Annotated in this window: 10 protein-coding genes; 2 read left to right on the top strand and 8 right to left on the bottom strand. The window is 69.3% G+C overall.

All coding sequences use genetic code 11. The annotated features are described in order from the left end of the window. The first annotated feature begins 234 nt into the window (after positions 1-234). Positions 235-507, top strand: coding sequence for a DUF3303 family protein (locus tag VGV13_17550; GenBank protein ID HEV8642897.1), 273 nt, complete (start codon positions 235-237; stop codon positions 505-507). A gap of 53 nt (positions 508-560) precedes the next feature. Here the strand turns inward: VGV13_17550 and VGV13_17545 are convergent, their stop codons facing one another. The 7 genes from VGV13_17545 to VGV13_17515 all read right to left on the bottom strand — a co-directional run bounded on the left by VGV13_17545 (position 561) and on the right by VGV13_17515 (position 6,428). Continuing rightward, positions 561-1,691: an LLM class flavin-dependent oxidoreductase gene (locus tag VGV13_17545; GenBank protein HEV8642896.1), complete on the bottom strand. Its 1,131-nt coding sequence runs from the start codon at positions 1,689-1,691 to the stop codon at positions 561-563. Then, positions 1,688-2,503, bottom strand: coding sequence for an alpha/beta hydrolase (locus VGV13_17540; protein HEV8642895.1), 816 nt, complete (start codon positions 2,501-2,503; stop codon positions 1,688-1,690). Before VGV13_17540 ends, VGV13_17545 begins: the two co-directional genes overlap by 4 nt. A gap of 10 nt (positions 2,504-2,513) precedes the next feature. Then, complete coding sequence (locus tag VGV13_17535) at positions 2,514-3,479, bottom strand: Gfo/Idh/MocA family oxidoreductase (protein HEV8642894.1); 966 nt, start codon at positions 3,477-3,479, stop codon at positions 2,514-2,516. Between the two features lie 144 nt (positions 3,480-3,623). Beyond that, the gene (locus VGV13_17530) at positions 3,624-3,794 is read right to left on the bottom strand and encodes a hypothetical protein (protein HEV8642893.1); all 171 of its coding nucleotides are present in this window, start codon (positions 3,792-3,794) and stop codon (positions 3,624-3,626) included. A 1-nt stretch (position 3,795) separates the two neighbouring features. Continuing rightward, positions 3,796-4,221 (bottom strand): thiamine pyrophosphate-dependent enzyme, encoded by a 426-nt coding sequence (locus VGV13_17525; protein ID HEV8642892.1) that lies wholly within the window; start codon positions 4,219-4,221, stop codon positions 3,796-3,798. 94 nt (positions 4,222-4,315) lie between these two features. Then, on the bottom strand, positions 4,316-5,353 hold the full coding sequence (locus VGV13_17520) for a 2-oxoglutarate and iron-dependent oxygenase domain-containing protein (GenBank protein HEV8642891.1): 1,038 nt from the start codon (positions 5,351-5,353) through the stop codon (positions 4,316-4,318). A 22-nt stretch (positions 5,354-5,375) separates the two neighbouring features. Beyond that, positions 5,376-6,428: a 2-dehydropantoate 2-reductase gene (locus VGV13_17515; protein ID HEV8642890.1), complete on the bottom strand. Its 1,053-nt coding sequence runs from the start codon at positions 6,426-6,428 to the stop codon at positions 5,376-5,378. 74 nt (positions 6,429-6,502) lie between these two features. Here VGV13_17515 and VGV13_17510 point away from each other — a divergent pair, with 74 nt between their 5' ends. Beyond that, positions 6,503-7,312, top strand: coding sequence for an RluA family pseudouridine synthase (locus tag VGV13_17510; GenBank protein HEV8642889.1), 810 nt, complete (start codon positions 6,503-6,505; stop codon positions 7,310-7,312). Positions 7,313-7,331: 19 nt separating this feature from the next. Here VGV13_17510 and VGV13_17505 read toward each other — a convergent pair whose 3' ends face one another. After that, on the bottom strand, positions 7,332-8,108 hold the full coding sequence (locus VGV13_17505) for an LLM class flavin-dependent oxidoreductase (protein HEV8642888.1): 777 nt from the start codon (positions 8,106-8,108) through the stop codon (positions 7,332-7,334). Positions 8,109-8,473 lie beyond the last annotated feature (365 nt).

The raw sequence follows: 8,473 nt of genomic DNA, 5'->3' as shown, positions 1-8,473 counted from the left end.
TGGATGGTCTCATCGGCGGATCCTCTCTGGCTTGGTGGTGGAAGCATCTGCTACCCGCGGCGGCGTTCTGTCAAGAGCCTTTTGGTCGCGCTCGTCCCGTGTCAGTCGCCGCGCCGCCGCTTGCGTGCCCGCCGGCGGGCGGCTATCTTCGAGCGCCACGCAGAACGGGCAAGATGCTACTGCATGAGGCGGAGCGGCGTGACACTGCCGGCGGCGTAGGGAGAAAGGCCAACGATGCTCTACATGGTCATCGAGAGCTTCAAGAATGGCGACCCGGCGCCCGTGTACCGGCGGTTTCGGGATAAGGGGAGGCTCGCTCCGGAGGCCCTAAAATACGTCTCGAGCTGGGTCACGTCGGACATGACCAGGTGCTATCAGCTCATGGAGAGCGAGGATCGTCATCCCCTCGAGCAGTGGATCGCTCGATGGAGCGATCTTGTGGACTTCGAGGTGATCCCCGTCATCACGTCGGCCCAAGCGGCCGAGCGAGTCGCGCCACGGCTGTAGTTCCGGGCGGGTCTAACCGTGCAGTGCGGCGCGGAGATCGGCTCTTGGATTGCCTACACCGTCGCCAGCGCGGGGATGACCTTGGCGCCCATCAGCTCGATCGAGCGCATGGTCGTCGGGTGGTCCATCCGGGACTCCTGGGCTTCCAGGAGCAGGTGGCCGACGCCCAACTCGCGCTGCACGTAGGCGAAGCGCTCGGCCACTTCGTCGGGCGTGCCAGCGATGATGAAGTGCCCGGCCAGCAGCTCCTCGTAGCTCATCTGCGCCAGCGACCGCGGCCGCGTCTTCAGGGCAAACTGGGCCCCCGCCCGCGAGCGCATGCCCACCGGGGCGAAGTACTCGGCGGGCCCGCGCAGCGTCGGGCCCATGCGCCAAACAAAATGCCGGCCGGCCTCGACCGCCTTTGCCTTCGTGTCTGCCGTGACGGCGCAGATGAGAAAGCCAAGATTGTCGGCGGTCACCGCGCGCCCGGCCTCGGCGGCGCCCTGACGGTAGAAGTCGAACAGCTCGCGCGCGATGTCGAACGGCACCAGGAACGGCACGTAGGTGTAGCCGCGGCGGCCGGCCCACACTGCCGTCTCCGGGCTCGCCGAGCCGGGGATCCAGATGGGCGGGTGCGGCTTCTGGAGCGGCAGGCACCATGGGTTGACGTGGCGGAAGTGGTAGTGGCGTCCCTCCCAGCGGAACGGACCGGGCTCGGTCCAGCACTTCAAGATCAGGTCGTGGCACTCCTCGAAGCGCTCGCGGTTGTGGACGGGATTCGTGTTGGCCCACCACGTCTCGATGCCGATACCGCGCACGAAGCCGGAGAGCACGCGGCCGCCGGAGATCAGATCCGCCATGGCGATCTGCTCGGCCGTGCGCACGGGATTGTCTTCAATGGGGAGGATGTTGCCGAGGAGCAGGAGCTTGCCCCGCTTCGTCGTGCGGGCCAGGATGGCCGCGGTCATGTTGACGCCCACGTTCACGCACGAGGGCGTCGAATGGTGCTCGTTGATCATGAGGCCGTCGAAGCCCGCCTGGTCGGCGAACTCGTACTCGGTGAGGTAGCGCTGGTAGTTCGCGGCGGCTTTCTGCGGGCTGAAGAAGCGGTTGGGCAGCTCGAGCCGGAGCGATGGATACTTCTCGCCTTCCTCGTCGGGGAACTCGTGGTGCGGCATCTCGCTGAAGTAGTAGAGCTTCACGACCGCGCGTGTCCTGGCGCCGCCGGGAGCGGCGCGGGGAGGAAGTCGAGCACCAGCCGCGCGAAGGCGTCGGGCTGCTCGATCGGCGGCAGGTGGCCGCACTTCTCTCGCACGGTCAGCGTCGCGTGGGGCAGGAGCCGCCGGTACTGCTCGCCGCACTCGACGGGGACGATACGATCTTCGCGGCCCCAGACGATCAGCGTCGGATTCGTCACCCGGGGCAGGAACCGGGCGAGACGCGGATTGTGCATGTACGGCTTCCAGGTGAGCCGCGCCGCCATCTCCCGGTTGCGCGTGGCGATCTCCAGCTCGGGCGGCGTGGGCTTGCGGCCGAACAGCTCGTCCCACTCGGGAATCGTCTTCGGGTCGTGGACGGTCAGGTCGAGGAGCTGAGGGGGCGGATAGTAGAAGACATCGAGGATTTCCCCCGTCTCCGGCTTGAGGCCCACGGGCGCCACGAGGACGAGCCGGCCGATCGAGGGCGGGCTCATCGCCGCCATCTCCGCCGCCGTCCACCCGCCGATCGAGTGGCCGAGCACGTGCGGCCGGCCGAGCCCGGCGGCGTCGATGAACCACAGATAGAACCTGGCGAGGTCGTCGATGCCCTCCATCCAGTCGGCGTCGCCCGAGCGCCCGAAGCCGGGGTGCGTGGGCGCCCACACCGTGAAATGCTCCGAGACCTGCTGTACCCAGCGCGTCCATCCCCGGTTGCCACCGGCGCCGTGGAGCACCAGCAGCGGGTCACCCTGCCCGCCGATCCACGCGTGGACGTCGATGCCGCCGACCGAGATCGTCTCCTCATGGGGTCGCATGGTGGGAGCCTCACGCATAGGGCCGGCCGGCGAGTTCGTAGGCCTGGTCGATGAGTTCCGCGATTCGGAGACAGTCGTCGACGCTGGTCGGCGGCGGCGCGCCCCGTCGCCAGCAGCTCAGGAGATCGCGCAGCGACGTCAGGGCCAGCGGCTCCTCGGGTTGCCCCGGCATGGTCTCGTCGCCGTGGGCCGTGGTGAGGCGTATGACGCCGTCCTTGAGGGCTAGGATGGCATCGCGGCCCGCGATCTTCCACTCGCCGTCGGTGCCATCGCGCGGGAAGGTATTGCCGACCTCGATGGTTCCGATGATGCCGCTCGCCGAACGCAGTAGGACGGTGGCGTAGTCTTCCACGCGTTGGCCGTGGGCACGCCAGCTGAGCTGAGCACCCGTGACCCGCGCATCCTCGCCAGTGAGGACGAGGAACAGGTCGAGGCCGTGCGGGCTCAGGTTCCTGAGGCAGCCGCCGCCGGTGATCGCGGGATCGAGCATCCACGGCACGTCCCAGGCGGGATAGCGCGCCGGGCCGGGCCGGTTCTGGCGGATGTAGAGGTGTGACACGGGGCCGAACCGCCCTTCCGCGAGCAACCGTCGAGCGTGGGCGACAAACGGCTGATAACGATAGAAGAGCGGAACCGCGGCGAATGCGTTTTTGGCCTTCGCCTTCTCGGCGATGCCGCGCACCTCGGCGGCGCTGATGCCCATCGGCTTTTCCATTACGAACGGGTAGCCGTGGTCGAGGAGGTGGTGGGCGATCTCCGCCATGACGTTGTGCCGTCCCAGCGCGATCACGAAGTCCGGTCGAGTCTCCGCCAGCATCGTGCGGTAGTCGGTGAAGATTGGAGGATTGCCCAACTCCGCGGCGCGCTTGGCAGCGATCGCGGCGCTGGGATCCTGGAGCCCGACGAGCCCGACGTCGGGCATGCTGGCGAGGTGGCGCAAGTAGGCCGCGTCGTGCAGCGAATGCCAGTGGCTCACCTCGATGGCCGCAATGCGCAGGGGCCGGACGGCTAGTGCCGTTCCAACTTGTTGATACTAAATCTGTCCACGAACGACGTACACGGTGCCTTCCTAGGCGCGAATAGTTGGAACGGCACTAGGCTCATCCCTACCAGCACGTGTTCATGGTCGTTTGAGCCGCAGGTCTTCGTACGGCGCGGAGTACGGGAAGGCGGGGATCAGCGTGAGAGCCGGCTCCTCCACCCTCGGTCCCACGCCGCGAATGAACGCGTTCTCCCAGATCGGGGCGAACACGACGCGGTCGTGGAGAATCCGCTGGATCTGATGGAGCATGTCACGACGCGCCCGGCCGGCGCCCCAGCGCGGCCAGCGCGCGGGCGAAGCGGCGCGTGACCCCGACAACGTCGCGGTCGAGCCCGCTCTCACTCTTCCCCTTGGCGACCTTCACGCTGACGACGAACGGGCCGGGCTCGGAAAGGATGCGGTCGTACGCGCGCTCGAGCTCGTCTTCCGCCCGAACCGCCATCGCCTTTTCGACGCCGGCGCCGCGCGCAATGGCGGCCAGGTCGGAGCCCGAGGCCGTCGCCGTCGGCTGGCCGCCCGTGGTCTGGTGCACCTCGTTGTCGCAGACGACCAGCGCGTAGTTCGGGGGCGCCGTGGCCGCGATGGTGCAGAGCGAGCCCAGGTTCATGAGGAGCGAGCCGTCGCCGTCCAGCGCGATCACGCGCACGTCGGGACGGGCCAGCGCGATTCCCAGCACTCGAGGTCCTTGAACCGCACGGTGCGGCGGCTCATCTCCTCGGGGGTGACGGTGATCGTCTTCATGCCTGACCTCCCGGTCCTCCGGGGGCGCCTCAGTACGCGACACGCGCACTGCCCGCGTAGCCTTTCTGATGGAAGTAGTTGGCGCTGTAGAACTCGAGGACCATGTCCCGGTAGACCGCGCGCGGGTAGCGCGGCGGGTCGTCGGCGCTCGCGCAGCTCGGCAGGCACTCGATCACCGCGTCGGGGGTGGGGCTGTAGAAGAAGCCGATCGAGTAGCGGTCTTGGCCCGAGTCGTTCAGCACGCCGTGCGGCGTCGAGAGGAAGTGGTCGTTCGACCATCGCTTCATGACGTTGCCGAGGTTCACGAGGAAGGTCCCTGGAATCACCGGCGGGGCGAGCCACTCCCCGCTGGGGAGGCGGACGGCCAGCCCGGGCACGTCCTCCCGCGCGAGGATCGTGAAGAAGGAGTTGTCCGTGTGCGGCCCCTGACCGAACTGCTCGTCGTCGTCCGAATCTTGGTGGGGGTAGTGCAGGAAGCGCAGGTTGATGTGCGCCTCGTTCGCGAAGAACGGGCGGAAGTAGTCGGCGGGCATGTCGAGCGCCCGCGCGAGCACGGGGAGCATCCTCTCGCCGAGTGCTTCCAGCGTCTTGAAGTACGTGACCATCCTGGCCCGCATCCGCTCGTGGCCCTCGGGCCATTGGTTCCGGCCCCGCAGCGGGATGCCGGCGACGACGTCCGGGTGATCGGCGCCCCGGTCGTGGCTGATGAAGAAGCTCTCGTTGTAGTTCGGCCGGGTGGCCTTGTGGACGGTCGAGTGCCGCTGCATGCTCTGGTTGACCGCCAGATACCCGATGTTGTTCTCGTTGAGCTTGAGCCGCATCTTCTCGTCGAGCGGCATGGCGTGGAACTCGCGGGAGGCCTCGAAGGCCTCCGCGATCACCGCCTGCGGCACGTCGTGCCCGGCGAGGTAGAAGAAGCCAATCTCCCCGCAGGCGCGCCGCACCTCGCGGACCACGGTCTCCAGTTGGCCGGCGCCGGCCTGGAACGCCGGCCCGAAGTCGATGACGGGGATGGCTTTGGTGGCTTCCTCGAGGTTCCTCACAGCCATGGCCCTGAAGATGTTCATCCGCCGCTCCTCCGTCTTACGTCTACACGCCTGCCCGGCGCAGCACGAGCCCGATATTCTGCGGCTCGGGCTTGCGCTTGCCTTCTTCCACCTCGTGCACGACCTCGACCACGGCCGCCGAGACCGGGGTGGGCACACCGCGCTCGCGGCCCCGCGCCACCACGTAGCCGTTCATGTGGTCGATCTCGGTGGGCCGGCCCTTGGCGACATCTTGGGCCATCGATGCCCGCCAGTTGCGGGGACTCGCCGAGGCCGGGGTGAGCATCCGGTCCAGGGTCTCCCAGGTCTCGCGCCGGTCGGCGTCCGCCCACTGCTCGGCGGCGGCGCCGTTGAACTTGGGGACGCGGTAGCCGAGCGCGCGCCCGACGCGCGCCGACTCCCCGGCGAGATGGATCGTGATGGCGCGCCCGACCTCGCTGGACGCGATCTCCAGCGAGCCGAGCCCGGACATGGCCTGGACCGGGTTGCCCATGGCGTTCGCGCAGAGCTTGGCCCACCGCTCGCCCCAGAGGTTGTCCGTGACCTGAGCGCCGTCGATCACCGAGAGCATCTGCGCCAGCTCGGTGGCGCGCGGCGTGGTCCGCCCGTCGTGCTCACCCACGCGGAAGACGTCGTGTCCCCGGCCCTGGCCCTTGTCCATGCCCCGCTCCACCTGGCCGGGCTTCCACAGGGCCACACCGATCTTGGACATGACCAGCCCCACGGCCCGCGGGGCGCCGGCCACGGCCGCCACCACCGGGTCGGGCCAGCAGTTCTGGGCCGAGACGACGTAGCCATCGGGGGCCAGGTGCCGGAGCGCGAGCTGAGCCGCCCACGCGGTGTCATACATCTTCATGGCCACGAACGCGATCTCGTAATCGCGGGCCAGGCGAGCCGCCTCGTTGAGGTGGACGGCGGTCGGTCGCGCCTCGAAGGGCTCGTGCGGCCCGGTCACTGACAGGCCGCGCAGCCGGATGGTCTCGACCTGCTCGGCCCAGGGATCGACGAGCGTCACATCGTGTCCGGCGCGCGACAGGAACGCCCCGAGGTAGCTTCCGATGGCCCCGGCGCCGACGAAGAGAAGCTTTTTACCCATGGTGCCTCCCGCTGGAGTCCGGCCGCCGGGTATTATCCCTCTTTGTGGAGGTTCCGGCCCGCGAACCAGACGCGATGCTCCGGGAGCGGCTGCGCGCCCTCCACCCCGGGGCGTCGGGCCGCGGGATCAAGCAGTGGCTGGCGAGCGGACGCGTCCGGGTCAACGGCGTCGTGGTCCGTCGCGGCGACGCCCGGGTGGGCCCGGCCGACCGCGTCGAGCTTGGCCGGCCGGAGATCGCCTTCCCGGCGCCCCTGCGGCTCGTGCACGAGGATGAGCACCTTCTCGTCGTCGACAAGCCCGCCGGGCTCCTGACGATCGCGACCGACAAGGAGCGCACCCGGACCGTGTACCGCCTGCTCCGGGACTGGGCCCAGGCGCAGGGTGACCGGCGGGTCTTCGTCGTCCATCGGCTCGACCGGGAGACCTCCGGCCTGCTCGTCTTCGCCAAGTCGTGGGCCGCGAAGCGGGCGCTCCAGGCGCAGTTCCAGGCGCGGACGCCCGAGCGGGTGTACGTCGCTCGCGTGGAGGGCGTCGTCCGCGCGCAGGAGGGCACGCTCAGCTCGCGTCTGGTCGAGGACCGGGCGTTACGCGTCCGCCCCGCGCCCGGCGCCCGCCGCGGCAAGGACGCGATCACCCGCTACCGCGTACTGGAGCGTTACCCGGACGCGACGCTGCTCGAGTTGGCGCTCGTCACGGGACGCCGGGGCCAGATCCGCGCCCAGCTCGCCGCGCTCGGCCACCCGATCGTCGGCGACCGCGCGTACGGGAGCCGGGGCGATCCCCTCCGCCGCGTCTGCCTGCACGCCACCCGGCTCGGCTTCGTCCATCCGAGCGGGCGGCGGGTCGTGTTCGACAGCCCGCCGCCGAGCTTCCGGCGGGCGTAGGGGCGCGACGGGCAGAGCGCTACGCAGGCTTTGCCGCCCGGACCAGCGCCAGGGTCTCTTCGACGGTGTCGCTGCCGGTGATGGCGCGGACGACGACCTCGTCGACGACACCCTGCCACTCGCCGAGCGCCGGCGGAATCGCGGCCGGGCTCTGGGCGGCGATGGCCGTCTCCACCGGCTTCACGCCCATGCGGGCGAAGTTGTTCGCGTACGCCGGGATGGCCGCGTAGCGGTCGGCCTCCTTCCCGAGCCGGTCGCGCGCCTCCCCGCCCAGCGCGACGCGGACATACGCGAAGAGCTTGGGCGGCTGCCGGCGCGCCGCGGCCGCGCCTGCCCGTACCAGCTCCGCCGAGCGCCGTGCGTGCTCCGGGGTCAGCCAGTTGAAGAGCACGCCATCGGCGATCTCCCCGGCCAGACGGCACATCTGCGGGCCGAGCGCCGCCACCACCAGGCGCGTCTGGAGCTGCGAGCGCAGCTCGGCGACGCCCGCGCGCACGCGGGCGAGGGCGCCTGGATTCGCGCTGCCGACTCCGAGGAGGAGGCGACCGAGGGGCAAGGCGTGGGCGCGCACGCCCTGGACGATGCTGTCCGGCCCCCGCGTGTGCAGGGGGATCACGCCGATGCCGAGCTCGATGCGCTGGGTCTCTCGCGCGGCTACGGCGAGTGAGGCCAGCCCGTCGGTCGCGCCGGGATGGTTCACCCAGAAGGAGCTGTAGCCCAGCGCCTCGGCCTCCCGCGCGGAGGCGCGGATAATCTCGGGCGCGATACCGGCGAACAGGGCGAGTCCGCGTCCCATCGCGTCAGTCCTTGCCCCTAAAACCCGTGGCCAGGATGAAGGTACTGTCGGCGAGGACGTCCTGGGCTAGACACAGCAGCAAGCCGCTGGCGATCATCAAACCCTTGAGTTTCATCTCGCGATCTCCCCGTGAGGTGCGCTGTGACGGTCACCGCTGCGAGAACAGGAATCCGGCGCGGCATTGTCGTTCTTCCGCAGTCCGGCGTCAAGAAGAAGTCCAGCCGGATGCTGCTGCTACATGAAAATGTCATGGGGTAACTGCTACGTGAAAGTGTCATGGGGGGCTCCCTTCGTGGAAGTGTCATTCCCCCATGGAGACCTTCACGATGAGCCGGAAGGAGTTGCTCCGGGCCGGCCTGGTCAGG

It is taken from the genome of Candidatus Methylomirabilota bacterium (assembly GCA_036001065.1).
In the GTDB taxonomy this organism is placed as follows: Bacteria; Methylomirabilota; Methylomirabilia; order Rokubacteriales; family CSP1-6; genus MNEF01.
Note: the sequence above shows the minus strand (reverse complement) of the source record. Positions and strands in the feature narration are given on the sequence as shown.

Coding starts and splice junctions, on each gene's coding strand:
- VGV13_17550 (HEV8642897.1), top strand. CDS start 235: ATGCTCTACATGGTCATCGAGAGCTTCAAGAATGGCGACCCGGCGCCC.
- VGV13_17540 (HEV8642895.1), bottom strand. CDS start 2,503: ATGCGACCCCATGAGGAGACGATCTCGGTCGGCGGCATCGACGTCCAC.
- VGV13_17530 (HEV8642893.1), bottom strand. CDS start 3,794: ATGCTCCATCAGATCCAGCGGATTCTCCACGACCGCGTCGTGTTCGCC.
- VGV13_17520 (HEV8642891.1), bottom strand. CDS start 5,353: ATGAACATCTTCAGGGCCATGGCTGTGAGGAACCTCGAGGAAGCCACC.
- VGV13_17515 (HEV8642890.1), bottom strand. CDS start 6,428: ATGGGTAAAAAGCTTCTCTTCGTCGGCGCCGGGGCCATCGGAAGCTAC.
- VGV13_17510 (HEV8642889.1), top strand. CDS start 6,503: ATGCTCCGGGAGCGGCTGCGCGCCCTCCACCCCGGGGCGTCGGGCCGC.
- VGV13_17505 (HEV8642888.1), bottom strand. CDS start 8,108: ATGGGACGCGGACTCGCCCTGTTCGCCGGTATCGCGCCCGAGATTATC.